Annotated in this window: 24 protein-coding genes and 1 tRNA gene; 17 read left to right on the top strand and 8 right to left on the bottom strand. The window is 58.1% G+C overall.

Annotated features, from left to right (window positions below):
• The first annotated feature begins 3 nt into the window (after window positions 1–3).
• The 4 genes from ACM110_RS09010 to ACM110_RS08995 are packed head-to-tail and all read left to right on the top strand — an operon-like array spanning window position 4 to window position 3170.
• Window positions 4–1716, top strand: a complete 1713-nt coding sequence (locus tag ACM110_RS09010; protein WP_416127482.1) for a vWA domain-containing protein — start codon at window positions 4–6, stop codon at window positions 1714–1716.
• A gap of 1 nt (window position 1717) precedes the next feature.
• Window positions 1718–2284 carry an RNA polymerase sigma factor gene (locus tag ACM110_RS09005; protein WP_416127481.1) on the top strand — a complete coding sequence of 189 codons (567 nt, stop codon included), beginning with the start codon at window positions 1718–1720 and terminating at the stop codon, window positions 2282–2284.
• Window positions 2281–2883: a hypothetical protein gene (locus ACM110_RS09000; protein ID WP_416127480.1), complete on the top strand. Its 603-nt coding sequence runs from the start codon at window positions 2281–2283 to the stop codon at window positions 2881–2883. The genes ACM110_RS09005 and ACM110_RS09000 overlap by 4 nt, the downstream gene beginning before the upstream one ends.
• A gap of 20 nt (window positions 2884–2903) precedes the next feature.
• Window positions 2904–3170 (top strand): hypothetical protein, encoded by a 267-nt coding sequence (locus tag ACM110_RS08995; protein ID WP_416127522.1) that lies wholly within the window; start codon window positions 2904–2906, stop codon window positions 3168–3170.
• Between the two features lie 82 nt (window positions 3171–3252).
• Here the strand turns inward: ACM110_RS08995 and ACM110_RS08990 are convergent, their stop codons facing one another.
• The 4 genes from ACM110_RS08990 to ACM110_RS08975 form a co-directional block, all read right to left on the bottom strand.
• Window positions 3253–3546 carry a DUF3077 domain-containing protein gene (locus ACM110_RS08990; RefSeq protein WP_253434590.1) on the bottom strand — a complete coding sequence of 98 codons (294 nt, stop codon included), beginning with the start codon at window positions 3544–3546 and terminating at the stop codon, window positions 3253–3255.
• A gap of 646 nt (window positions 3547–4192) precedes the next feature.
• A complete protein-coding gene (locus ACM110_RS08985; protein WP_416127479.1) occupies window positions 4193–5200 on the bottom strand; it encodes an Abi family protein in 1008 nt (335 codons plus the stop codon).
• A gap of 81 nt (window positions 5201–5281) precedes the next feature.
• Window positions 5282–6277 carry a restriction endonuclease gene (locus ACM110_RS08980; protein ID WP_253434592.1) on the bottom strand — a complete coding sequence of 332 codons (996 nt, stop codon included), beginning with the start codon at window positions 6275–6277 and terminating at the stop codon, window positions 5282–5284.
• 182 nt (window positions 6278–6459) lie between these two features.
• Window positions 6460–6536, bottom strand: a tRNA-Arg gene (locus ACM110_RS08975).
• A gap of 349 nt (window positions 6537–6885) precedes the next feature.
• Here ACM110_RS08975 and gabD point away from each other — a divergent pair.
• The 3 genes from gabD (at window position 6886) to ACM110_RS08960 (ending at window position 11142) form a co-directional block, all read left to right on the top strand.
• Window positions 6886–8328 carry an NADP-dependent succinate-semialdehyde dehydrogenase gene (gabD, locus tag ACM110_RS08970; protein ID WP_416127478.1) on the top strand — a complete coding sequence of 481 codons (1443 nt, stop codon included), beginning with the start codon at window positions 6886–6888 and terminating at the stop codon, window positions 8326–8328.
• A gap of 185 nt (window positions 8329–8513) precedes the next feature.
• Complete coding sequence (gene gabT, locus ACM110_RS08965; RefSeq protein ID WP_416127477.1) at window positions 8514–9791, top strand: 4-aminobutyrate--2-oxoglutarate transaminase; 1278 nt, start codon at window positions 8514–8516, stop codon at window positions 9789–9791.
• Between the two features lie 136 nt (window positions 9792–9927).
• Window positions 9928–11142, top strand: a complete 1215-nt coding sequence (locus ACM110_RS08960) for an HDOD domain-containing protein (RefSeq protein WP_416127476.1) — start codon at window positions 9928–9930, stop codon at window positions 11140–11142.
• A gap of 122 nt (window positions 11143–11264) precedes the next feature.
• Here ACM110_RS08960 and ACM110_RS08955 read toward each other — a convergent pair whose 3' ends face one another.
• Together ACM110_RS08955 and desA are read right to left on the bottom strand one after the other, a co-directional pair.
• The gene (locus ACM110_RS08955) at window positions 11265–12254 is read right to left on the bottom strand and encodes a GGDEF domain-containing protein (protein ID WP_416127521.1); all 990 of its coding nucleotides are present in this window, start codon (window positions 12252–12254) and stop codon (window positions 11265–11267) included.
• A 148-nt stretch (window positions 12255–12402) separates the two neighbouring features.
• The gene (gene desA, locus ACM110_RS08950; RefSeq protein ID WP_338584128.1) at window positions 12403–13587 is read right to left on the bottom strand and encodes a delta-9 fatty acid desaturase DesA; all 1185 of its coding nucleotides are present in this window, start codon (window positions 13585–13587) and stop codon (window positions 12403–12405) included.
• 147 nt (window positions 13588–13734) lie between these two features.
• On the opposite strand from desA, the gene dibA reads away from it, so the two are divergent.
• The 6 genes from dibA (at window position 13735) to ACM110_RS08920 (ending at window position 19930) form a co-directional block, all read left to right on the top strand.
• Complete coding sequence (gene dibA / locus ACM110_RS08945; RefSeq protein WP_416127475.1) at window positions 13735–15654, top strand: phosphodiesterase DibA; 1920 nt, start codon at window positions 13735–13737, stop codon at window positions 15652–15654.
• Window positions 15655–15887: 233 nt separating this feature from the next.
• Complete coding sequence (oscA, locus tag ACM110_RS08940) at window positions 15888–16070, top strand: sulfur starvation response protein OscA (protein ID WP_022643503.1); 183 nt, start codon at window positions 15888–15890, stop codon at window positions 16068–16070.
• Between the two features lie 80 nt (window positions 16071–16150).
• Window positions 16151–17164 carry a sulfate ABC transporter substrate-binding protein gene (locus tag ACM110_RS08935; protein WP_338584130.1) on the top strand — a complete coding sequence of 338 codons (1014 nt, stop codon included), beginning with the start codon at window positions 16151–16153 and terminating at the stop codon, window positions 17162–17164.
• A 69-nt stretch (window positions 17165–17233) separates the two neighbouring features.
• Window positions 17234–18052 (top strand): sulfate ABC transporter permease subunit CysT, encoded by an 819-nt coding sequence (gene cysT / locus ACM110_RS08930; protein WP_034148416.1) that lies wholly within the window; start codon window positions 17234–17236, stop codon window positions 18050–18052.
• A 12-nt stretch (window positions 18053–18064) separates the two neighbouring features.
• Window positions 18065–18937 (top strand): sulfate ABC transporter permease subunit CysW, encoded by an 873-nt coding sequence (cysW, locus tag ACM110_RS08925; RefSeq protein WP_201115438.1) that lies wholly within the window; start codon window positions 18065–18067, stop codon window positions 18935–18937.
• Between the two features lie 3 nt (window positions 18938–18940).
• Window positions 18941–19930, top strand: coding sequence for a sulfate/molybdate ABC transporter ATP-binding protein (locus ACM110_RS08920; protein ID WP_416127474.1), 990 nt, complete (start codon window positions 18941–18943; stop codon window positions 19928–19930).
• 98 nt (window positions 19931–20028) lie between these two features.
• On the opposite strand, the gene ACM110_RS08915 is transcribed toward ACM110_RS08920, so the two are convergent.
• Entirely contained in the window at window positions 20029–20550 is a 522-nt protein-coding gene (locus tag ACM110_RS08915) for a DUF962 domain-containing protein (RefSeq protein WP_416127473.1), read from the bottom strand.
• An 84-nt stretch (window positions 20551–20634) separates the two neighbouring features.
• On the opposite strand from ACM110_RS08915, the gene ACM110_RS08910 reads away from it, so the two are divergent.
• Genes ACM110_RS08910 through ACM110_RS08900 form a run of 3 tightly spaced genes read left to right on the top strand, consistent with a single transcriptional unit; the run spans window position 20635 to window position 22814 of the window.
• On the top strand, window positions 20635–21321 hold the full coding sequence (locus ACM110_RS08910) for a Crp/Fnr family transcriptional regulator (protein ID WP_416127472.1): 687 nt from the start codon (window positions 20635–20637) through the stop codon (window positions 21319–21321).
• 37 nt (window positions 21322–21358) lie between these two features.
• The gene (locus ACM110_RS08905) at window positions 21359–21589 is read left to right on the top strand and encodes a helix-turn-helix domain-containing protein (RefSeq protein ID WP_416127471.1); all 231 of its coding nucleotides are present in this window, start codon (window positions 21359–21361) and stop codon (window positions 21587–21589) included.
• Window positions 21582–22814, top strand: a complete 1233-nt coding sequence (locus ACM110_RS08900) for a type II toxin-antitoxin system HipA family toxin (RefSeq protein ID WP_416127470.1) — start codon at window positions 21582–21584, stop codon at window positions 22812–22814. The genes ACM110_RS08905 and ACM110_RS08900 overlap by 8 nt, the downstream gene beginning before the upstream one ends.
• On the opposite strand, the gene ACM110_RS08895 is transcribed toward ACM110_RS08900, so the two are convergent.
• Window positions 22815–23819 carry an AraC family transcriptional regulator gene (locus ACM110_RS08895; RefSeq protein WP_416127469.1) on the bottom strand — a complete coding sequence of 335 codons (1005 nt, stop codon included), beginning with the start codon at window positions 23817–23819 and terminating at the stop codon, window positions 22815–22817.
• 100 nt (window positions 23820–23919) lie between these two features.
• On the opposite strand from ACM110_RS08895, the gene ACM110_RS08890 reads away from it, so the two are divergent.
• Window positions 23920–24993, top strand: coding sequence for a fatty acid desaturase (locus ACM110_RS08890; protein ID WP_416127468.1), 1074 nt, complete (start codon window positions 23920–23922; stop codon window positions 24991–24993).
• The last annotated feature ends 284 nt before the right edge of the window (window positions 24994–25277 follow it).

Raw genomic sequence — 25277 nt, 5'->3', positions numbered from 1 at the left:
CACATGTCCCTCCCTCTGCATTTCCTCCGCTCGGCCGCCCAGGGCTTCGCCGCCGGGTTGCTGCTGGCCATTGCCGGTTGCGGAGTTTCATCGAAACCTGAGTCTGCAGCGGCGCCGCCACCGGCCCAGCCTGAGCTGAAAACCGAAGCGTTGGTGCAGCACGAGAGGGTCGCGGCCGATGCATTGATGGCCAAGCGCAACGTGCGTGCGGCCCCCGGCGCCAGTTTGACGCCGATGCCTGTTGGTGAGGCTTATCCACAGGGCTATCGCGATGAACAGCGGGAGCAGTATCAAGCGCTGGCGGATAACCCGATCCACAGCGTTGCCGAAACGCCGGTCTCGACCTTCAGCGCTGACGTCGACACTGGCGCTTACGCCAACGTCCGCCGCTTGCTCAATCAGGGGCGTTTGCCACCGGAAGGTGCGGTGCGGCTGGAGGAAATGGTTAATTACTTCCCTTATGACTACGCCTTGCCGACTGATGGCTCACCCTTCGGCGTGACCACTGAACTGGCTGCGTCGCCGTGGAATCCGCATACCCGCTTGCTGCGCATCGGTATCAAAGCGTCAGACCGTACCGTCGCGGAACTGGCGCCGGCGAACCTGGTGTTCCTGGTGGACGTGTCCGGTTCGATGGATCGCCGCGAAGGTCTGCCGCTGGTGAAGAGCACGCTGAAATTACTGGTCGACCAATTGCGTGAGCAGGACCGGGTGTCATTGGTGGTCTACGCCGGCGAATCGCGCGTGGTGCTGGAGTCCACTTCTGGAGGGGAAAAAGCGAAGATTCGTACAGCCATCGATCAATTGACCGCAGGCGGCTCCACCGCCGGGGCATCGGGTATCGAACTGGCTTATCAACAGGCGCAACAGGCGTTTATCCCCAACGGCATCAACCGTGTCCTGCTCGCCACGGACGGTGACTTCAACGTCGGTATCAGCGACTTCGACAGCCTCAAGCAAATGGCTGTGGATAAACGCAAGACCGGCGTTTCCCTGACCACCCTGGGTTTCGGTGTGGATAACTACAATGAACACTTGATGGAACAATTGGCCGATGCCGGCGATGGCAACTACGCCTACATCGACAACTTGCGTGAGGCGCGCAAGGTGCTGGTGGATCAGCTCGGCTCGACCCTCGCCGTGGTAGCGAAAAATGTGAAGCTGCAAGTGGAGTTCAACCCGGCGCAGGTCAGTGAGTACCGCTTGCTCGGCTACGAAAACCGCGCGTTGAAGCGTGAGGATTTCAGTAACGACAAAGTCGATGCCGGCGAAATCGGTGCGGGACACACAGTGACGGCGTTGTACGAAATTGTCCCAGCGGGCGAGAAAGGTTGGTTGGAACCGTTGCGCTACGGTAAATCGGGCGTTGCTGTGGCTGATAAAAACGGCGAATTGGCGATGCTGCGTGTGCGTTATCAGTTACCGGAAGGTGGGAATAGTCGCTTGATCGAACGCCCGATCGTCAACGCTCCGATTGGAAAACCCAGCGATGATCTGCGCTTTGCGGCGGCGGTGGCGGCGTTTTCCCAGCAGCTCAAGGACGGGCGCTACACTGGCGAATTCAGCCTCAAAGACACCGAAGCGCTGGCCCGTGGCGCACGGGGCGAAGATCGATTCGGTTTGCGCAGCGAGTTCGTGCAATTGGTTGAGCTGGCGCAAAGTCTACGCACCACCACGGCATCCAACAGTCAGCCGCTTAAGGGAGGCTACAACTGATATGTCAGCCGCTGAAGCGAGCGATGAATCACTGCTGGCGCGCTATCGCTCGGGGGATGGGTCGGCGTTCGAGATTTTGTACGCCCGTCACCGCCAGGGGCTTTACCGATTCCTGCTCGGCCTCAGCGGCAAGGCCGAGCTGGCGGAAGAGGTTTATCAGGAGACCTGGTTTAGTCTGATCCGCAGCACCAGTCAGCCACAGGGCCGGGCGAATTTTCGTACGTGGCTCTACCAGATTGCCCGCAACCGTCTGATTGATCATTGGCGCAAACACGGAATCCACAATCCCTTGCATGACAGCTATGACGAGCAGGCCCACGCGGTGATCGACAATGCTGCTGATCCCGAGCAATTACTGAGCCTGAGTCGCGACGGTCAACGCCTGGAAGCGGCCCTGCAAAATCTGCCCGCCGACCAGCGTGAAGTGTTTCTATTGCGGGCCCACGGCGAACTCGATCTGCCACAAATCGCCACCCTCACCGAAACCCCGCTGGAAACCGTCAAAAGCCGCTTGCGTTACGCCCAGCAAAAATTGCGTCGGCTGCTGGCCGAGGAGGTACTGACATGACTGACGCCCGCAAACCACCGGAAGACCAGGTGCTTCAGCATTTCCGCGAGCATTCGACCGGCGAACCACCGGCTCATCTCGACGTGTTTATCCTGTCTGCCGCACAGCGTGAAGTCCCTGCGCCGAAACAGAACCTGTGGCAACGCTGGGTTCAGGCTTGCCAGCAACCTCGTTGGCAGGTCGCATTTGCCAGCCTTGTCGGCGTGGCGCTGATGCTGGCGCTGGTACAGCGAAACCCAGAACAGCCCGCGAGTTACGACTTCGCGCCCAAAGCGTCCGCACCGGTCACTAAAAAAGAAGCTGCGCCAGCGCCGTCGTCGGTTGCGCGCTCCCTCGCAGCGCCAGCGCCGGCCGCACCGATGGCAGGTTTCGCCGCCCCCGCGCAGAGCGAATCGATCAGCGCCGAAATGGCCGATGAAGCAAAGGTCAGCAAACGCGCAGCCGCTCCGGTGACAACCCTGGATGAGCAATTGCTTGAAGTGATTCGCCTGCAGAAGGCCGGTCAGACACACGCAGCGGATGACTTGATGGCGACATTGCACAAGCGCTTTCCCAAGGAAAACCTCAGCGCCCGACTCGAGGAATTGAAGAAAAACTGAAGAGAGCGATGCTCCACGATTTGGCATCAACCCCCGAAAGCGCGCACTATCGGCCTATAGCCGATGCGTTGGAGGATGCCGTGGCAAAAAAAATGGACCGCATCGCCCAAATGCTCAGCTGCCCGGTCAAGGGTGAGGAATTGCGGCGAGCAGTGACGGAGAGTCGTAAGGAGTTTCTCCTGGCGAAGCAGGCGGAAGAAGCGCCTGAGGAAGACGTTCTTTATGATGAAGAGATTGAGGACGACGAGGATGATGAGTACGACGAGTTTGACTGGACGACTGAGTGAAAGCGGCACTTAGGAAAGCACTGCTCTTTCAAATTGCAGATCCGTACAAATCAGGATCCGCAATTTGAATGGTGGGTTGCCGCTATTCTTTGGTTTTACCCTTCCGCGAAGGTTCGTCTCGCGTCAGCACTTTCACAGCATCATCTACCAATGCCTTACTCAGCGCCGTTAGATAATGTGCCGCCCAGGCATGGCGATCGCTTTCTTTGTCATAGGCCGCATCTCTGGTCAGTGCCTTGGCAAGGAAAAGAAAGTCAGAAGCCATGCCTAGCGCGTCGCCGAGAGGCACATCGCGAGTGACGTGAAAGACTGCCTTATCCAGGCAATAGATGGCAGGCGTTAAGCCGATGGTTTTCAGTTCTGTTGGATCGGTCATTTGCCACCTCCGTTGATGGAGGTACGGTGGGATTGCGATTGGAAATCGCGTTGGGGGGTAAGCCGAATTTCGTACGGATTGATGCTGCGCATTGTTCACTTCCTTGATTTAAGAAGTTGCCGCGCATTCGATACCAAGCGAATGGGTGGCAACTGTGCGCAGGTTGGTAAACCGGGGAATCAAGGAAACCGGCACGTCCGAAGACGTCCCACGCACAGCCGCCATAGCACAAGATCACAGACGAAAAAAAACGCCTGCAAACGTGTTTGGGGCGCTGTTGCGCCTTTATTCCATCGGGTTACCAAGCCCGGCCGCTGAATTGGCAGCGACGGCGGAAGGGTATCGTGCGGACTTATCTCCTGCAACCTTGAAATTCGTAACGAAGTGCTGGGAAAAACGTCAGCAACAATTTTAGCGAGCCACCCAAGAAACTGCCCAGAAATTGGACGAATTCGGCTCAATCCACCGAACCGAACTGTCAAGTTTTCCTTGATAGTTGCTTCCGCGTTCATGTGGTTGCGCCTGCTTATCGGTAGTTGACGAGAAGTCCTCAATCCTTATAATCGCCCACAACACGGCCCCTGTCGGTTGATGCGCTCCGGCGCTGAGACTGCTCAGGGGTTTTTTATTGCCTGGCTTTTGCCGCCTACCAGTCGCGTTTCTGCCAGTCTTGGTCAATTTCCATGCCGTCAAGGTTGAGATCCAGATGGGTCAGATTGGGGAAGTCATTTAGCAGCAGTGCCTTCAAGCGTTTTCCCCAGCTCGATGATGGATTGATGACCTTCATCAGGTGTTGAGTGATGCAAAAAAGCATAAACGGACGAGCTCGACGGTGTGCGTCGTCATGGAACGCGGACAATGTCGGCGCTTGGTCTATCGGTGGCAGCTTCGGTTGATCGACGATGTTTCGGTTCCACAGACGACTGTGATGGGCGCACACATTGCGTAGATAGTTCAGGCTTCGAAGCCAACTGGCGAAGACCCTGCCATTGCTGATGCCGTACTCTTGCGAGATATCATCTTGATCCGCCTCAGTCATACCGGCAAAAAGCATCGAAAGCGTGCCGAAATCCCAAACCTCGCACGCCACCCAGACCGCTAACGGAAGGCCATATTTTTCCTTATTGTGGCGAATAAAGTCTTCGTTCGAGCGATTGATCAACGCAGCGTGCTTGCCAAGCCAGACATGATGTTTAGTCAGACCAGTTTTGCCGTCCAGCTGTTTAGAAAAGCTTTCGTGGAACAGCTCGGACCTTAGGTAAGCAAACTTTTCATGTTTGCCAAGCCCGTGGGAAATGTCCACCCGTAACGCAATTTCTATGCGCTCCAAAGCATCCAGAATCAATAGCCGCAGTTTCTTATCGAAAACGTAAAGGTCGACCGAATTCTGGAATGTAGTCCCAGGCTTGAAATCATCGAGTGGAAAGCGAGTCGGTTTTGTTTTGGATGGTTGTTTTCTGCCTTGCTGATTGATTGGGCAGCAGAGCTCGGTGCGCTCGCGAAAGGCAAACCAATAACCACTGAGGCGGTAGTATCCGATGCGCTCCAGATACTCCATTGCTTTGGGTTTATCAGTCACTACCATCCCGCGAGCCATCAGCAATTCAAGCTGCTCTTGATAGCTCTGCCACGGTTTTGGATAGCCTTGCGTCATCGGCACACCACCTTGGCTACCGATGGCAGCCTCGTTTTGTTGGTTAAAATTTGGGGTTGAAACCTGAATCAAAAGACGAATTTATAGCGGCAAGTACGTCAGCTTCAGCGGTACCAGTCGTTTGGTTTCCGAATCCGTCTGGGCATAGTGCTCAATCAATGTTCGTACGAGGTTGTCCAACGTCCATAGCGTCAGCGGCACACTGGCTCGCTCGGCTTCGTAGTAAGCATCTTTGCTGAAACCGCCGGTACTGACATACAGCCCGCGATCATCTTTGTGCCGTCCGCCCAGAAAACTGCAGATTTCCTGGCGGCCCATTTTCTCTTTGCGATGCTTGACCTCAACGATGATTCGCGGGTTCTCAAAGCCAAACCCGTCGGGTGACGCGATGATGTCTTTTCCACGATCAGGGCCAGCCGGGGAGACCTGGGTTTTGTAGCCCATGGCCCGCAAGATTCCTGCGACCAAGTGCTGCATATCATCCCAGGGCAAAGCGTTGATCAGGTCCTTAATGCGTTCGAGAGCCAAACTTTCCATGCCTGCCAGAGGATCGCTGTCGGGATACTCTTCTTCAACTGGTGGTAACGCGGGCGGCTTGTCCCCGGCCGCCATCGCTTTCAGCTCCTGAAGGGCAAAATCAGGTACAACAAATACAGTAAGCGTTGAGCCGAGACTGTTCTTGCTGGCAGTACTCAGGCTATCGCGGTCGACTTCCTGAGCCTGCCATTGCACCGGACGGGTCAACGACATTCCCAGATCGGCCAGATCAGGATTGTGTTTGAAGTCGCCAGTGATTTTGCCCACTAAATAGGTGCGGTTGGCGGGCGAGTAGGTCACCACCCAGTCACCAGGCTGCATTTCATTGATGAAGCGCCATACTTGCGAGGCGCCTGAAATAGCGGTGCCGGGTTTGATGTTGGGCTCAATGTCTTGGTAGAGGCGAGTGACTTCTTTGCGCGTCATACCAGGTTTGGCTAATGGCGCGAGTTTTGACCATCCAATTGCGGCGACGCCACGCTCACGAAAATCATCGTATAGCCGGCCAGATTCGCCACGGATCATCCACATTTTCGCCATATCACTTCCTTGGACATCGATCGCGCCGGTATGTACGCGGTTTGGGGTTGATCGCCATATTGAACGCATTGAGACAAACGCAGGATAAGGTAGGTGTTTCATGCCCCAACAGCAATTGACGAATTCTGGACACAAAAAAAGCCCCAGACCCTACGGCCTGAGGCTTTCTCGTTTCTGCTATATGGTGCACCAGGCGGGATTCGAACCCACGACCCCTGCCTTCGGAGGGCAGTACTCTATCCAGCTGAGCTACTGGTGCAATGCGGGCGCCATGATACTCATATGCACTGCGGGCGTCCATGCTGCTGAATCGCCTGCGTTTTTCCAAAGCGTAACCTGCGTTTGCTACGTTGATCAGAAAAATGCAGCAAAAAAGAGGTTTTCGTTCTTTTTTTCGAACGCCCTATTGTCCTTTACCCCCTTTGATCCTAGGATTCGTTTGAGATTTCAAACGCTCTTGTCTGGGTGCTGAACCGCACGAGTTCAATCAGTGCGCTATTTATGTGCTTCAGCCCGGTGAATGATTTCCCTGACGGCAGCCTACTGAGGCGCCTTTCTACAATCATAATTTGCTCCGCGCGTGCGCGGTGCTGTTAAGGAAAGCCGACATGCAGCTTAAAGACACCCAGTTGTTCCGCCAACAAGCCTTCATCGATGGCGCTTGGGTAGATGCGGACAATGGTCAGACGATCAAGGTCAACAACCCGGCAACGGGCGAAATTCTGGGCACCGTGCCGAAAATGGGCGCGGCCGAAACCCGCCGTGCAATCGAAGCCGCTGACAAAGCGCTGCCGGCCTGGCGTGCACTGACCGCCAAGGAACGTGCGAACAAGCTGCGTCGCTGGTTCGAGCTGATCATCGAGAACCAGGACGACCTGGCTCGCCTGATGACCCTGGAACAAGGCAAGCCATTGGCCGAAGCCAAGGGTGAAATCGTTTACGCCGCTTCCTTCATCGAGTGGTTCGCCGAAGAAGCCAAGCGCATCTACGGTGACGTGATTCCGGGCCACCAGCCAGACAAGCGCCTGATCGTGATCAAGCAGCCAATCGGCGTGACCGCTGCAATCACCCCGTGGAACTTCCCGGCGGCAATGATCACCCGTAAAGCCGGCCCGGCCCTGGCCGCCGGTTGCACCATGGTGCTCAAGCCTGCTTCGCAAACGCCGTTCTCGGCTTTCGCTCTGGCTGAACTGGCTCAGCGTGCCGGCATTCCTGCTGGCGTGTTCAGCGTGGTTTCCGGCAGCGCCGGCGACATCGGCAGCGAGCTGACCAGCAACCCGATCGTACGCAAACTGTCCTTCACCGGTTCGACCGAAATCGGTCGTCAACTTATGTCGGAATGCGCCAAGGACATCAAGAAAGTGTCCCTGGAGTTGGGCGGCAACGCGCCGTTCATCGTGTTCGACGACGCGGACCTGGATAAGGCCGTCGAAGGCGCGATTATTTCCAAGTACCGCAACAACGGCCAGACCTGCGTCTGCGCCAACCGCCTGTATATTCAGGATTCGGTCTACGACGCGTTCGCCGAGAAACTGAAAGTGGCCGTGGCCAAACTCAAGATCGGTAACGGTCTGGAAGACGGCACCACCACTGGCCCGCTGATCGACGAAAAAGCTGTCGCCAAGGTGCAAGAGCACATCGCTGACGCCGTTGCCAAAGGCGCTACCGTACTGGCCGGCGGCAAATCGATGGAAGGCAACTTCTTCGAGCCGACCATCCTGACCAACGTGCCGAAGAACGCTGCCGTGGCCAAGGAAGAAACCTTCGGTCCATTGGCGCCGCTGTTCCGCTTCAAAGACGAAGCCGAAGTGATCGCGATGTCCAACGACACCGAGTTCGGTCTGGCCTCGTACTTCTACGCTCGCGACCTGGGTCGTGTGTTCCGTGTGGCTGAAGCCCTGGAATACGGTATGGTCGGCGTCAACACTGGCCTGATCTCCAACGAAGTCGCGCCGTTCGGCGGCATCAAGGCCTCGGGCCTGGGCCGTGAAGGCTCCAAGTACGGCATCGAAGATTACCTGGAAATCAAATACCTCTGCCTGGGCATCTAAGCCCGGCGAGGCATTGCTTCAAGCGCAAAGGGCACGAGAGCGCTGTCCCTTTGCGTTGCTTCAAACCGGAATTTTCTCTGTGGCCGGGAACGCCGTGGCAGTCGATCATCGCATGCTGCCACCGTTGTTTCCCCGCTGCATTTTCCTTGAACCACGCCGCCCGATGAGCGGCGAATGAGGACTTTATGAGCAAGACTAACGCTTCTTTGATGGCCCGCCGTACCAATGCAGTTCCACGTGGTGTTGGCCAGATTCACCCGATCTTCGCCGAGTCCGCGAAGAACGCTACCGTGACCGACGTTGAAGGTCGCGAGTTCATTGACTTTGCTGGCGGTATCGCTGTACTGAACACCGGCCACGTGCACCCGAAAATCATCGCTGCCGTGACCGAACAGCTGAACAAGCTGACCCACACTTGCTTCCAGGTTCTGGCCTACGAGCCGTACGTAGAAGTGTGCGAAAAAATCAACGCCAAGGTGCCAGGTGATTTCGCCAAGAAAACCCTGCTGGTCACCACCGGTTCCGAAGCTGTAGAAAACGCCGTGAAAATCGCCCGTGCCGCCACTGGCCGTGCCGGCGTGATTGCCTTCACCGGCGCTTACCACGGTCGCACCATGATGACCCTGGGCCTGACCGGTAAAGTCGTGCCTTACTCGGCCGGCATGGGTCTGATGCCAGGCGGCGTGTTCCGCGCGCTGTACCCGAACGAGCTGCACGGTGTGAGCATCGACGACTCGATCGCTTCCATCGAACGCATCTTCAAGAACGACGCTGAGCCGCGTGACATCGCAGCGATCATCATCGAGCCGGTTCAGGGCGAAGGTGGTTTCTACGTTGCGCCTAAAGAATTCATGAAGCGTCTGCGTGCCCTGTGCGACCAGCACGGCATCCTGTTGATCGCTGACGAAGTACAGACTGGCGCTGGCCGTACCGGCACCTTCTTCGCCATGGAACAGATGGGCGTTGCTGCCGACCTGACCACCTTCGCCAAATCCATCGCTGGCGGCTTCCCGCTGGCCGGTGTGTGCGGCAAGGCCGAATACATGGACGCCATCGCTCCAGGCGGCCTGGGCGGCACCTACGCCGGTAGCCCGATCGCTTGCGCCGCGGCCCTGGCCGTGATGGAAGTGTTCGAAGAAGAGCACCTGCTGGACCGCTGCAAGGCTGTCGGCGAGCGTCTGGTCACTGGCCTGAAGGCTATCCAGGCCAAGTACCCAGTGATCGGCGAAGTCCGTGCCCTGGGCGCGATGATCGCTGTCGAGCTGTTCGAAAACGGCGACAGCCACAAGCCGAACGCTGCCGCTGTGGCATCGGTTGTGGCCAAGGCACGCGACAAAGGCCTGATCCTGCTGTCCTGCGGCACCTACGGCAACGTTCTGCGCGTCCTGGTACCGCTGACCTCGCCGGACGAGCAACTGGATAAAGGTCTGGCGATCATCGAAGAGTGCTTCTCCGAGCTGTGATCGCTTAGTGTGACCTGATCGACAAAAAACCCGCTTCGGCGGGTTTTTTTATGCCAACCGAAATATAACCCGCGTATTAGCGCTGTATCGCAAGGCCAGCATTCGCTAAGGTTCAGGCATTGCCAGGGAGAGCCGTATGACAGTCGTCAATTTACCCGCCGTTCCACGAGTGTTGATCGCCGAGGCTGACCCGTGGTCGCGTGACCTGCTCAAGGAAGTCTTGTTGAATGTACGTTGCGATGCGCGGCTGGATCTGTGCGCCGACGGCCAACAAGCGCTGGAGCTGCTGGCGGCCAACCCTTATGACTTGGTGATCGTCGACTGGGAACTGCCCGGTGTCGACGGCCTGAATGTGTTGCGCAGCGTCCGTCAGCGCAATCGCAATCCACCGTTGCCCTTCATCCTGATGAGCAGCCGCAACGACAGCGCCAGTGTGCGCGAAGCGCTGCCGCTGGCGCCTGCCGCGTACCTGACCAAACCGCTGAACATGGAAAGCCTGACCCATCGCCTGCAGGATTTGCTGCTTAACGCAGGTGAAGAAGTCTCGTGTGAGGTGCCGTCGCTGGCGCCGGGCATGACCTTGTCGGTGTATCTGGAGCGCCGTCGTGAACTGGCGGAGGGTGCGCCGCTGATGACGGACGTGCAATTGGCGGTCAAGCGCAGCCTCAATCCCAATGGGCTCGATCTGACAAAGCTGGAAGACGAGATCCGCACAGATCCGCAAATCACCGCTGTGCTGATCGCCGCTGCCAACAGCGCAGCGCAGCACCATGGCGCGGCGGTGCAAACCCTGGCCCAAGCGCTGCAGCGTTTGGGCACCGGGCAAAGCATGAACCTGATTCTGGGCCTGGCCCTCAAGCGCAGTGCCAAGCTCAGCGATCCATATTTGGCGGACTACGCCGAGCGTTATTGGGACCTGTCGCTGCACACGGCCGAATACGCCCGGACGCTGGCGCGGCTGCTCGATCTGGATCAGGCGCGCTGCTATTGCGCTGGCATGTTGCATCGCTTGGGTGATCTGGCGTTGCTGCGTTGCTTGCAGGAATGGAAGCAGGCCGGTGGCGAGCTGGATGAGCAGGAGGAGGTGGGCGAAGCGCTCGCCGAGTTTGGCGCAGCCTACGGTTCGGCGCTACGCACCCGCTGGCGCCTGCCGCTGGAACTGCGACAGCTGATTGCGGCGGCCTACCAGCTCGGTGGCGGGGTTTACTCCCGCGAAGCCTTGGTGATGAACATGGCGGCGCAACTCGCGCGCCTGACTGAGCATGAAGGCATCGAAGAGCTGGCCAAGAGCCGGACGGCGCGGCTGCTCAAGATCGGGTTGCCGGAGTTGATGCGGATGCGCAAGAAGTAAACTTCACGCTAAATTCTTGTTGGAGCGGGCTGCGAAAGCGGTATGCCAGTCGACATCCAAGGCGACTGATATGGCCTCTTCGCGAGCAAGCCCGCTCCCACATTTGTTCTGTGTCGGGGCTGTCAGCCCACGACAATCCGGTTCTTGCCGTCGCGCTTGGCCTGATACATCGCCGCATCCGCCCGGGCAAACAGGTTTTCCACGTTTTCATCCTCGGCAGTGATGCTGGTCAGGCCCTGGCTGACGGTGATGCCGAAAATCTGGCCATCGTGGTCGAAACTCAGGCGCTGGATCTCCCGTTGCAGGCGCTCGGCCACTTGCAGGGCCATCTCCGGCGTGCAGCCGGGGAACACCGCAGCGAACTCCTCGCCGCCAATGCGCCCGAACAGATCGCCACGGCGAAGCGCCGCGCGGCCGCTGTCGGCGATGTGCTGCAGCACGTTGTCGCCTTCCTGGTGGCCGTAGGTGTCGTTGATCACTTTGAAGTCATCGATGTCCAGCATCAGGAATGACAGCGGCGTGCCTTGTTGCCGTGCCAGTTCGAACTCCTGATGCGCGCCATCGAAGAAGTGATGGCGGTTGCTGCTCTGGGTCAGGGCATCGGTGGTGGCCAGGCGTTGCAGCTCGGTTTCCATGTGCTTTTTGTCGGTGATGTCTTCGGCGAGGCCGACAATGATCACCGGTTGACCCGGCTCGGCTTGACGGTTGATGAAGCATTTGTCGCTGAGCCAGCGCACCTGGCCTTCGCCGTCGATGATGCGGTATTCGCGGTCTTCGACGGCGCCTTTGTCCAGCACCTCCGCCAGGCTGCGCTCGGCGTATTCCAGATCGTCCGGGTAAATGCTGTCGCGCCACTGGTTGTAGTCGGACAGCAGCAGCTCGGCGGATCGGCCGAAAATCCGTTCATAGGCTGGGCTGACGTACAGCACCTGACGGGTTTCCCAGTTGAAGGCCCAAAGTACCGCGTTGACGCTCACCAGCAAGGTGCTGAACAGTTGCTCGCGTTCGCTCAGGCGCGCCACTTCACCTTGGGCGCGCATCAGCGCCATGAGGGTTTGCGCGGCCTCGGGCCACTGCGTTGGAGTACGGTCTTTCAGGTTTTCATTGACCATCGGTACAAATCTCAAAGGGCATGCACCGCCTTAAGTTCGAAGCGGCCACAACGAAGCACGCCTGGATGGCGAAGTGTCTTTGAGAGGGGGGATTTGAAGCGAAGTTCCGAAAGGTGCGCCCCGGGAAAGAGCGCACCGATCAACGGCATCAGGCAGCGGTAGGGCGCAGGGAGTAGGTTTTCAGCTGATCGGCGAAGTCACGCAGGGATTGAATCCCGCTGGCTTCGGCTTCATGCACCCAGTCCTTGATGGCGGCGAGCATGTCGTGACCATTTGAACTGGTCTTGACCCAGATCTGCTGCAACGCGAGGCGTTTCTCGTAAATTACCTTCAGCGCCTGGCTGTGCTCGAGCATGTTCTGGATGCGTACGTGATGCTTTTCGTCCAGCAGGCTGGTTTCCCGGGAGAGCAGGCGCTTGGCGCGGTGGAACTGGTGGCGGACAGAGTGATCGACCTTTGCCAGCTCTTGCTTGACCAGTGGACCGATCACCAATTTGCGGTATTGGGCCATGATCTGGAAGCGGTTGTTGAGGATCGCCATGGCGGTGTCCATGTCCAGGCTGCCCTTGCCTTCGACGCGGTGGGCGATAGGCGCGACGCGCTGGACCTTGGCCAGACGCAGGAAGCTGAAGACTTTGATCCAGGCCCAACCCATGTCGAACTCCCACTTCTTCACCGACAGTTTTGCCGAGTTAGGGTAGGTGTGATGGTTGTTATGCAGTTCTTCGCCACCGATCAGGATGCCCCATGGCACCAGATTGGTCGCCGCATCGCGGCACTCGAAGTTGCGATAGCCGACGGCGTGGCCCAGGCCATTGACCACACCGGCGGCCCACACCGGAATCCACATCATCTGGATGGCCCAGATGGTGATGCCGATTGTGCCGAACAGCAGCAGGTCGATGACGCCCATGATCGCCACACCCAGTAGCGGAAAGCGGGTGTAAAGATTGCGTTCGATCCAGTCTTCGGGACAGTTCTTGCCGTAGATGCGCAGGGTCTCGGGGTTTTCCGCTTCGGCGCGGTACAGCTCGGCACCTTTGCGCAGGACCGTGGACAAGCCTTTGACGACCGGGCTGTGCGGATCATCTTCGGTTTCGCACTTGGCGTGGTGCTTGCGGTGGATAGCGGTCCACTCGCGGGTGTTCTGAGCCGTGGTCAGCCACAGCCAGAAACGGAAGAAATGTTTCAGGCCAGCATTCAGCTCAAGCGAGCGATGCGCTGAGTAACGGTGCAGATAGACCGTGACGCCGACAATCGTCACGTGGGTCATCAGCAGGGTGACTGCCACCAGTGACCAGGGCGACAAGCCGAGAAAACCTTCGTACCACATAGGCTATAGGGCCCTCGATAAAGAAAAAAACAGCCGTTGCATTATCACCAAGCCCACAGAGAAAACCAGTCGCCCTTTCAGATAAGAGTGGCTGGATGTGTCTTTCACCTATAATCCCGGCAATTTAGTAGGGACATGGACAGTCTTATGTCTGCCAGCTATCGCGACGCTTTGCGCGCAGCGCTGCTTTACCTGTTGCTTTCTGTGATCTGGCTGCAGGCCGGTGACTATTTATTGAACAGTTTCTTTGATAACTCCGTCGAGCTATCACGATGGCAACTGATCAACGGTTATGCCTGGGTCATATTCAGCGCCGGGTTGATCTTCATTGCCCGGACGCGCTTGCTGCGTTGTCTGGGAATCGGCGCCAGGTTGCGCGAACGTAGCGAAGATCGCGAGCGCTTGCGACAGGCGGCTGCGGTGTTCGATTGCACCCGTGAAGGCGTGCTGGTCACTGATCGCGAAGGCTTGATCGTTCACGTCAACCCGGCCTTCATGCAGATCACCGGTTATCAGCGCGAGGAGGTGCTAGGGCAGCGCCCCAACTTGTTCAAGTCCGGCCGTCATTCGGCGGATTTCTATCAGGCGATGTTCTCGACCCTCGACAGCGTAGACGAGTGGAGCGGGGAAATCTGGAACCGGCGCAAAAGCGGTGAAATCTACCCGCAATGGCAGACCATCCGCATCATTCGCGACGATTCGGGGCAGCTCAGCCATTACGTCGCGGTGTTCTCCGACATCAGCGCGATCAAAAACTCCGAACAAGAACTGATGCACCTGGCGCACCACGATCCGCTGACTGACTTGCCCAATCGCCTGCTGTTCACTGATCGCATCGAACAGGCGCTGGCCTCGGCGCAGATCCACAAGCGCGGTTGCGCGTTGCTGATGATCGACCTGGATCATTTCAAGATGATCAATGACAGCCTCGGGCACACCATTGGCGACCAGTTGCTCAAAGCGGTAGCGGAGCGCTTGAAGGCGATGTTCGGCCCCGGCATCACCCTGGCGCGACTCGGTGGCGATGAGTTCGCGGTGCTGGCCGAGAACTGTCCGCAGTTGGGTCAGGCCGCAGCGCTGGCCCAACGCATCATCGAGGGTCTGAAGGAGTCGTTCCAGATCGACGGGCATCAGCTATTCATCAACACCAGCATCGGCATCGGCCTGTTCCCCGGCGATGCACTGAGCGCCGAACAGTTGCTGCGCAACGCCGATTCCGCGCTGTTCAAGGCCAAGAGTGCCGGCCGCAATGGTTACGCGCTTTACACCGAGGAGTTGACCGCCCACGCCCAGCAGCGGGTCGAGATTGCCTTCGAGTTGCGCCGCGCCCTGGATCAACAAGAGTTGAGGGTCTATTACCAGCCGGTTCACGACCTTCAGACCCGCCGGTTGATCGGCGTCGAGGCGTTGGTGCGTTGGGAGCATCCGCTACGAGGCCTGGTGTCGCCAGCCGAATTCATTCCAGTGGCCGAACGGACCGGACTTATCGCCGAAATCGACGCCTGGGTGATGCAGCAGGCGTGCCGGCAAATGTGCCAATGGCAGCAGGCCGGTGTGGTGTTGTCGTTTGTCGCGGTGAACGTTTCTTCCCGGCTGTTCGCTCGCCGTGAGTTGTACCAGCAAGTGGCGCAGGTGCTGCGTGAGACCGGACTGGACCCGGCCTGTCTGGAGCTGGAGATCACCGAGAGCGCGGTGATGGAGGACCCGGAAGTCGCGCTGGAGCAAATGCATCGCCTGCGCGAATTGGGTGTGAGCCTGGCCATCGACGACTTCGGCACGGGTTATTCGTCACTGCTGCGGCTCAAGCGCTTGCCGGTGCAAAAGCTCAAGATTGATCAGGGGTTTGTCGCAGGCTTGCCTTCGGACGAGGATGACGCCGCTATTGCGCGGGTGATCATCGCCCTGGCGCAGAGCATGGGCATGCAGGTGCATGCGGAAGGGGTCGAGCAGATCGAACAGGCGGCGTTCCTGCTCGAACACGGCTGCCATCTGGGTCAGGGCTATTGGTTTGGGCGACCGGTGCCGGCTGGGCAGTTGGATTGGGATCGGGCTCCAGTCATTCGTTAATCGCTAAAAGATCGCGGAATGTGTACCTCTGTAGGAGCTGCCGAAGGCTGCGATCTTTTGATCTTGGGGCCAATAGCACTGCGCAAACCCTTGTCCCACCAAATAATCTCTTTTGGTTATATAAACATTCTTAAATAGTCTTTTTAAGAATATCTACGCCTCTCTACTATTGGTTCCACGCCGCAAGCAGTGCCGCCACTGCCAGGCAACCACACAGTCGAAGGAGCAGCACCATGAGCGCATCTCTACGTAGCGTTGACGGCCAGGACGAAGCAACCATCTTGCGTGAAATCCAGAGCGCTCTGCGCGATCTGCGGTTCGGCGCGGTGGAAATCACCGTGCACAACGCTCAGGTGGTGCAGATCGAACGCAAGGAAAAATTCCGCTTGCAGCAGCCGGGTAACAAACCGAGCTGACGCAATCTTTGAACCGGCACCGCGATTCCAGAAATCCATAAGAACTAGCCAACACAATTAGAATTCCAGGAGCTTTCACCATGTCGTCGATTCGTCACTTCGCTTTGGCCGCCTTGGCCAGTGCCCTTTTTGCTGGTTCCGCGGTTGCCAAGGATTACGAGCTGCTCAACGTCTCGTACGACCCGACTCGTGAGCTGTACCAGGATTACAACGCCGAGTTCGTCAAGTTCTGGCAGAAAGACCATGCCGGCGACACCGTGAAAATCCAGCAGTCCCACGGTGGTTCGGGCAAGCAGGGTCGGGCGGTGATCGATGGTCTGCGTGCCGACGTGGTGACCCTGGCCCTGGCCGGTGACATCGACGAAATCGCCAAGCTCGGCAAGACCCTGCCGGCTGACTGGCAGAAGCGTCTGCCGGAAGCGAGCACGCCTTACACCTCGACCATTGTGTTCCTCGTGCGCAAGGGCAACCCGAAAGGCATCAAGGACTGGGGCGATCTGGTCAAGAATGACGTATCGGTGATCACGCCGAACCCGAAAACCTCCGGCGGTGCGCGCTGGAACTTCCTCGCGGCGTGGGCCTATGGCCTGAAAGCCAACGGTGGTGACGAAGCCAAAGCCAAGGAATACGTGCAAACCCTGTTCAAGCACGTGCCTGTGCTGGACACCGGTGCTCGCGGTTCGACCATCACCTTCGTGAACAACGGGCAGGGCGACGTGTTGCTGGCCTGGGAAAACGAAGCCTTCCTGGCTTTGAAAGAAGACGGTGGTGCCGACAAATTCGAAATCGTCGTGCCTTCGCTGTCGATCCTTGCCGAGCCTCCGGTAGCCGTAGTCGACAAAAACGCCGAGAAAAAGGGTAACGAGCAGATCGCTGAAGCGTACCTCAAGCACCTGTATAGCCCGGCCGGCCAGGAAATTGCGGCGAAAAACTTCTATCGTCCGCGGGACAAGGACGTGGCTTCCAAGTACGCCCAGCAGTTCCCGAAACTGGAGCTGGTGACCATCGACAAGGACTTCGGCGGCTGGAAAACCGCGCAGCCGAAATTCTTCAATGACGGCGGCGTATTCGACCAGATCTACCAGGCGCAGTAATCTTAAATAGCCATCAACGAGCCCCGGATTTACTTTCGGGGCTTTGTGCGTTCTCAACCAAGGACTTTTATGTCGCGTCGTATCTCCCCCGTCATACCCGGCTTCGGGCTGACGCTGGGCTACACCTTGGTGTACCTCAGCCTGATTGTGCTCATACCACTGGCGGCGATGTTCGTGCATGCCGCTCAACTCACCTGGGATCAGTTCTGGGCAATCATCTCGGCACCGCGGGTGCTGGCGGCGTTAAAGCTGAGCTTCGGCACTGCGCTCTATGCCGCGATCATCAACGGCATCATCGGCACGCTGCTGGCCTGGGTGCTGGTGCGTTATACGTTTCCTGGACGCAAAATCATCGACGCAATGATCGACCTGCCGTTCGCATTGCCCACGGCGGTGGCCGGTATCGCGTTGACCGCGTTGTACACCCCTACCGGTCTGGTGGGTCAGTTTGCAGCGGATCTGGGTTTCAAGATCGCCTACACCCCTCTGGGCATCACCCTTGCCCTGACTTTTGTGACACTTCCATTCGTAGTACGTACCGTACAGCCGGTATTGGCCGATATCCCTCGTGAAGTGGAAGAGGCGGCGGCGTGCCTCGGTGCAAAACCATTGCAGGTTTTCCGCCATATCCTGGTGCCGGCACTATTGCCTGCCTGGTTGACCGGTTTCGCTCTGGCCTTTGCCCGCGGGGTCGGCGAGTACGGTTCGGTGATTTTCATCGCCGGCAACATGCCGATGAAAACCGAGATCCTGCCGTTGCTGATCATGGTCAAGCTCGACCAGTACGATTACACCGGCGCTACCTCCATTGGTGTACTGATGCTGGTGGTTTCTTTCATTTTGCTGCTGCTGATCAACTTGCTGCAGCGTCGCATCGAAACCCCATAAGGAGGCGCACCCATGTCCCAATCGTCAATTGCTGCCGCCTCTTCGGCCAACGCTGCCCGCCGTGGCAGTGCGACTTCGCGGCGAATCCTGATCGGCCTCGGCTGGCTGATTTTTGCGCTGTTTCTGTTGCTTCCGCTGTTCATTGTGGTGTCTCAAGGCTTGAAGCTGGGCCTTGGTGCATTCTTCACCGCGATCTTCGAACCCGACGCACTGTCGGCGCTTAAACTCACGGTGATCGCCGTGCTGATTTCGGTGCCATTGAACGTGGTGTTCGGCGTCAGTGCCGCGTGGTGCGTGAGCAAGTACTCGTTCCGCGGCAAGAGCATGCTGGTGACGCTGATCGACCTGCCGTTCTCGGTATCGCCGGTGATCGCCGGTCTGGTGTATGTGCTGATGTTCGGCGCCCAAGGCCTGTTCGGGCCGTGGTTGCAGGATCACGACATCCAGATCGTCTTCGCGCTGCCGGGCATCGTGCTGGCGACGATCTTCGTTACCGTGCCGTTCGTGGCCCGTGAGCTGATCCCGCTGATGCAGGAACAAGGCACCCAGGAAGAAGAGGCCGCGCGCCTGCTCGGTGCCAACGGCTGGCAAATGTTCTGGCACGTGACCGTACCCAACATCAAATGGGGCCTGATCTACGGCGTGGTGTTGTGTACCGCGCGGGCCATGGGTGAGTTCGGTGCGGTATCGGTGGTTTCCGGGCACATTCGCGGGGTGACCAACACCCTGCCGCTGCACGTCGAGATCCTCTACAACGAATACAACCACGTGGCCGCGTTCGCGGTAGCGAGCCTGTTGCTGATCATGGCGCTCTTCATCCTGCTGCTTAAGCAGTGGAGCGAAAACCGTATTAACCGCCTGCGCGCCAGCGCCGCGGAGGAATAATTCATGTCGATCGAAGTGCGTAACGTCAGCAAGAATTTCAATGCGTTCAAGGCGCTGGACAACATCAGCCTGGACATCCAGAGCGGTGAACTCGTCGCGCTGCTCGGTCCGTCGGGTTGCGGCAAGACCACGCTCCTGCGGATCATCGCCGGTCTGGAAACCCCGGATCAGGGCAACATCGTGTTCCACGGTGAAGACGTTTCCGGCCACGACGTGCGTGATCGCAACGTCGGTTTTGTGTTCCAGCACTACGCCTTGTTCCGCCACATGACGGTGTTCGACAACGTCGCGTTCGGCCTGCGCATGAAGCCGAAAAACCAGCGCCCGAGCGAAAGCCGGATCGCAGAAAAAGTCCACGAACTGCTGAACATGGTGCAGCTGGATTGGCTGTCGGATCGCTACCCGGAACAACTCTCCGGTGGTCAGCGCCAGCGGATCGCATTGGCCCGCGCCTTGGCGGTTGAGCCAAAAGTGCTGCTGCTCGACGAACCCTTCGGCGCCCTCGACGCCAAGGTCCGTAAAGAGCTGCGCCGCTGGTTGGCGCGCCTGCACGAAGACATCAACCTGACCTCGGTGTTCGTGACCCACGACCAGGAAGAAGCGATGGAAGTCGCCGACCGCATCGTGGTGATGAACAAGGGTGTGATCGAGCAGATCGGTTCACCGGGTGACGTCTACGAAAACCCGGCCAGCGATTTCGTTTATCACTTCCTCGGTGACTCGAACCGTCTGCATCTGGGCGAGGACAACCACGTGCTGTTCCGTCCGCACGAGGTGTCGTTGTCGCGCCATGAACTGGACGATCACCATGCGGCGGAAGTACGCGATATTCGTCCGCTGGGCGCGACTACGCGGGTGACTCTGAAGGTTGAAGGCCAGACAGATTTGATCGAGGCCGAAGTGGTGAAGGATCACGACAGCCTGATTGGTTTGGCCAAGGGCGAGACGCTGTTCTTCAAGCCGAAGGTCTGGCAGAAAGTCGCCAACATCTAAGATCAAAAGATCGCAGCCTGCGGCAGCTCCTACAGGGGATTTATGTCGGTCATAAGTCTCTGTAGGAGCTGCCGCAGGCTGCGATCTTTTAAAGCGATCTAAGCCGCCGCTTTATTCGGGTTGACCCGCACCTCACCTGCCCGCGCCTCGATCCGCTCTTTGAGCTCATGCCGCATCCCCAACAAGAACGCCAGCTCAGCCACCACAAACAACGGTCCGACGATCAGCCCCGTCACATCATCGACGAACGCCGGTTTACGCCCTTCGTAGTGATGCCCGACAAACTGGATCGCCCAACCGATCACGAACATCAGCACACCGCTGCTCAACCAGACCAGCGTGCTTTGCTGCGCCAGCACCTGACCGGCCCAGACACACAGCCCCAGCAACACCGTCATCAACACCCCGAGGCGCAATTCCAGGCGCAGGTAAAACCATGCGCTGGCCAATGACACCAGCACCGCCGGTGAAAGCCAGCCCCCGGCCCACTGCGGACGAGACAACAGCACGGCGACGGCAAGCACGATCAGCGGAATGCCGATGAAGTGGGTGGCGATGTTGCGCGGGTCACGGTGGTACGCGGCGTATTGACTGAGATGGTCAACGAGGCTTTTTTTCATTGTTATTCCTCCTGTAGGGTGACGGATCATGCCTCGGGGCCGTTTCACGCTCTGTCAGCCAGGCGACAATCTCTAGGAGTTTTCATGGATATGCAGGTCTGGCGCCCACGCCTGATGCGTGGTCAGTGGTTCAGCCATTTGCCTGTTTCCCTACAGGATAGTCTGCTGTCCGCCGCCAGGGTGCGGCGCTTGTCGCCGGGGCAGCGCCTGTTCAAGCGTGGTGATCCGCCGTGTGGCCTGTACGCGGTGCTTGAAGGCGCGGTGCGCATCGGCGCCGTCAGCGAGCAGGGCAAAGAGGCATTGCTGAGCCTGGTGGAGGCACCGCACTGGTTCGGCGAAATCGGTTTGTTCGATGGTCTGCCGCGTACCCACGATGCGTTCGCCGTGAGCAATTGCACGCTGTTGCACATTGCGCAGAACCCTTTGCTGGCGGTCCTCGACGGAGAACCGGTGCACTGGCGGCAACTGGCATTGTTGATGAGCCAGAAGCTACGCATGACCTTCATCAATCTGGAGCAACTGAGCCTGTTGCCTGCACCGGCAAGGCTCGCGCATCGCTTGCTGATGATCGCCGAAGGCTACGGCGAACTCGACGAACCCCGCCGCGTCCTGCAACTGCCGCAGGAGCAACTGGCGTCGATGTTGTCGCTGTCACGCCAGACCACCAATCAGATTCTCAAGGATTTGCAGGGGCAGGGGATTATCGGGCTGAGTTACGGGGAAATCGAAATTCTGGATGCAGAGCGGTTGCGGGCACTGGCGGTGCTTTGATGCCTGATCTGGAGCGCCGGGAAATGTGACTGGACTTTTGATCCGAACCTTGCGCAAGAAGAGAAAACTCTCCCAGCAGGCACTGGCGCAGCAGTATGGAATGAGCCGTGCGACGATCTCCGGAATCGAAAACAACACCCTCTCCGAAATCGGTCTGCGCAAGGTTGAGGCGATCCTCAACGGTTTCGGTTATGAGCTTACGGCTGTGCCGCGACAATCGAAGCGCCCGACACTGGACACCCTGAAAAAGGTGAATTTCCATGAATGATCCGCAGGAAAAGGATCGGCTGGCGGTCAGTGTTTCCAACAGTGCCGTCGGAATTCTTGGTCGTGGTCAGTCCCCCATCGCTACCGTGTTTGCGTACGCCGAGAACGCGTCAGAGCAAAACGCCGTCTCATTGACCATGCCGGTGCGCTTGGAGAGCTATGCGTGGGAACCGGGCGTTCCACCGGTTTTTGAAATGAACCTGCCGGAGGGAGCTCTGCGTGATGAGTTGACTCGTCGTTTCAGCAAAGCTGTCCGGGGGTTTGATGAATTCTCGATGCTTGCCTTAGTCGGCCCGCACCAGCTCGGAAGAGTGGGCATTTCAACGGCGCAGGATCCGAACGACCGTCCACCTGAAACCAGCCTGGCGGACCTGCTTGTACATGATGGTGCGCAAGGTTTGTTCGAAGACCTCTTGCAGACCTATGGCCGGTATTCAGGCGTTTCCGGTGTCCAGCCGAAAGTTCTGATTCGTGACAGCGCGTCAACCATCGATCGGCCGTCCCATCGCAGGGCAACGCATCTGGTCAAAACCTTTCACCCGGAGCAATACCCTGAACTCGCTGCCAACGAATACTTCTGCATGCGGGCTGCACTGCATTCAGGTCTTGAAGTGCCGAAGTTCGAACTCAGTGAACACGGCAAGTTTTTGATCGTTGAACGCTTCGATCTGAATGACAAAGGCTATCTCGGATTCGAAGACTTCTGCGTGCTCAACGGCTGGCCTTCAAAAGCCAAATACGATGGTTCATACGAAGGCGCGGCCAAGCAGATCAAGGCGTTTGTTTCTCCTCCACTGCTGAATCAAGCCCTTGAGTCGTTTTTTAAAATCGTCGCACTTTCATCGGGTTTGAAGAATGGCGACGCGCACCTGAAAAACTTCGGTGTGCTCTACGAGGACTGTGGAGCCGATTCGCAAATCAGCCTGGCACCCGCATACGACATCATCACCACGTCGGTCTACATCAAGGTCGATAGCATGGCATTGCTATTGGGCGGATCGAAGGCGTGGCCCAAGTACAAAATGCTGATGCGATTTGGTCGGTCCGCGTGCAATTTGACCGAGGGCCGCTGCAACGAATTGCTGCAACAAGTCATCCATGGGATGGAAATGGCGATGGATGAGATGGGCCAATACATGAAGGCACACAATCTCTTTGCCGAAATTGGAGAGCAAATGCTCGAGCAGTGGAAAGCGGGTATGGCACGCAGCCTGGTTAAAGGCTGATCACCGCAACCCATCCCGAAACTGCCCCGGGGTCATCCCGGTCCAGCGCTTGAACGCGCGGCTGAAGCTGCTGGTGTCGGCGAACCCCAGCAGATAACTGATCTCGCTCAACGAGCATTGCGGATCACGCAGGTGCAACAGCGCCAGGTTCTCGCGGCTTTCGTTGAGCAGCGTATCGAACCGATAACCTTCGTCCGCCAGGTGCCGTTGCAGGCTGCGCAGGCTCAGGTGCAGGGCCTTGGCGATGTGTTCTGCGCTGGGTTCGCCTTCCGGCAATTGTTCTTCGATGGCATCACGAACCTTGCGCTCCCATGTCAGCGGCTTGAGCTGCGCCAAGGTGCGCTTGAGCACGGTTTCGTTGTGTTCGGCCAGTTCCGGGTTGGCGTCGTCCAGGTGACTGTCGAAATCAGCCAGGGCGAACTCGATTCGGTCCTCGTCGTTGGCGAAGTACACCGGAGCGCGAAACACCTTGTGCCACTGATGCGGATCGGCCGGTTCCGGTCGACGCAGGTACACCGCCAGCGGGGCGTAATCGCGGCCCAGGCGATTGCGGCAGGTGCGCACGTAAATCGCGGTGAAGGCATCGATGGCTTCGTAAGCGGGAGCGGGATTGCCCGGCGGGATTTTCAAATGGAAGCGGTAGCGGTCTTCCGCGCGGGTCAGCTCCAGTTCCAGGGCATCGCTGACCACCTGGTGATAGCGCACGATGCGTTCGAACACTTCGCGCAGACTGCCGCTGGCAACCAGCGCATAACCGAGTGCGTGAAACGTCGTGGGGCTGACGAAGCGCGAAACCCGCAGGCCGATCGCCGGATCACCGCTGACCTGCACCGCGAGTTCCCACAGGCGCGTGGTGCTGGACAACGGGTAACGCGCGTTCGGATCGTCCATCAGTTGCGGGTCGAGCCCGGCTTGCCGGCACAGCGCGGTGCTGTCGAAGCCCAAGGCATCGAGTTGCTTGCGCAAGGCGCGGGTCCAGCTGGCGAGCGAGGTCGGTTCAGTCATGCTGATTGGCGCTTCCGGTCAACAGGTTGGCGTTCACGGCTACCGCTGCGCACGGGTACAGCAGGCAGGATGCGAACATCAATAACCAGAGGATGGAAGCATGGACCGTACTTCTGCAAGTCCCCAGCGACTGAATGCAGCTCAGCGATCAGCACATATTCGCGAAGCGGTGCTGGCCAGAGGCGTCGAGTTGCGCGAGCGTTACCCGATTCTCAAGCATCAGGACGCCATGGGCGCGGGCATTCTGGCCTTCGCGTTGGCCGGCATGATCGGTTCGGCGGCGCTCTACATGACCGGGCATATGTCGTGGTGGGTGTGTCTTTTGCTCAATGCGTTTTTCGCCTCGCTGACCCACGAGCTGGAACATGACCTGATTCACAGCATGTACTTTCGAAAGCAGCGGGTGCCGCACAACCTGATGATGGGCCTGGTGTGGCTGGCGCGGCCGAGTACGATCAACCCATGGATTCGTCGTCACCTGCACCTCAACCACCACAAGGTGTCCGGTACGGAAACCGACATGGAAGAACGGGCAATCACCAATGGCGAGCCTTGGGGTTTTGCACGGTTTCTGATGATTGGCGACAACATCATGTCGGCGTTCATTCGCATGCTTCGGGCGAAAACCTGGGCGCACAAGTTCAGCATCATCAAACGCACTTTGAAGGTGTACGCACCTTTGGCGTTGATGCATTGGGGCGCGTGGTACGTGTTTCTCGGCTTCCATGCGGCAAACGGCGTCGCCTATTTGCTGGGCGCGCCAATCGAGTGGTCGGCGACCACCCTGTCGGTGATGCAGGTGATCGACATCGCGGCAGTGGTGATCATCGGCCCGAACGTGTTGCGCACTTTTTGCCTGCACTTCATCAGCTCGAACATGCATTACTACGGTGACGTCGAACTGGGCAACGTGATGCAGCAAACCCAAGTGCTGAACGCCTGGTGGCTGTGGCCGTTGCAAGCCTTCTGCTTCAACTTCGGCAGTACCCACGGCATCCATCATTTTGTGGTGAAGGAACCGTTTTATATTCGCCAGTTGACCGCGCCAGTGGCGCACAAGGTGATGCGCGAGATGGGCGTGCGCTTCAATGATTTCGGCACGTTTGGCCGGGCCAACCGGTTTGAGCGCAAGGAAGCGGTCGAACCGCAGCAGGTACGTGCCGCACAGGTCTAAGCCATGCATCCGGAAACTCAAGCTCAGTCGATCGTCATCAATTTGACCCAAAGAGACGTTAGGTTGTGACGCAAGAAGGGATGAAGACGGTAAATCGACATATGCGATTAGGATCTAATAAAGTAATTAAATATTCCTTTATTGGATAACTGATTTAGCTAATTATCGGCTCCCCAGAGTTGTTGATCAGCACTGACAGATTTTGAGTTTCCGGGGCCGTCTCCTTGGCAGGGTGCGGTCCCTTTTTTATGCCTGGCCAAACACAAAACCTGTAGGAGCTGCCG

This window comes from Pseudomonas sp. NFX98 (assembly GCF_047784845.1).
In the GTDB taxonomy this organism is placed as follows: domain Bacteria; phylum Pseudomonadota; class Gammaproteobacteria; order Pseudomonadales; family Pseudomonadaceae; genus Aquipseudomonas.
Note: the sequence above shows the minus strand (reverse complement) of the source record. Positions and strands in the feature narration are given on the sequence as shown.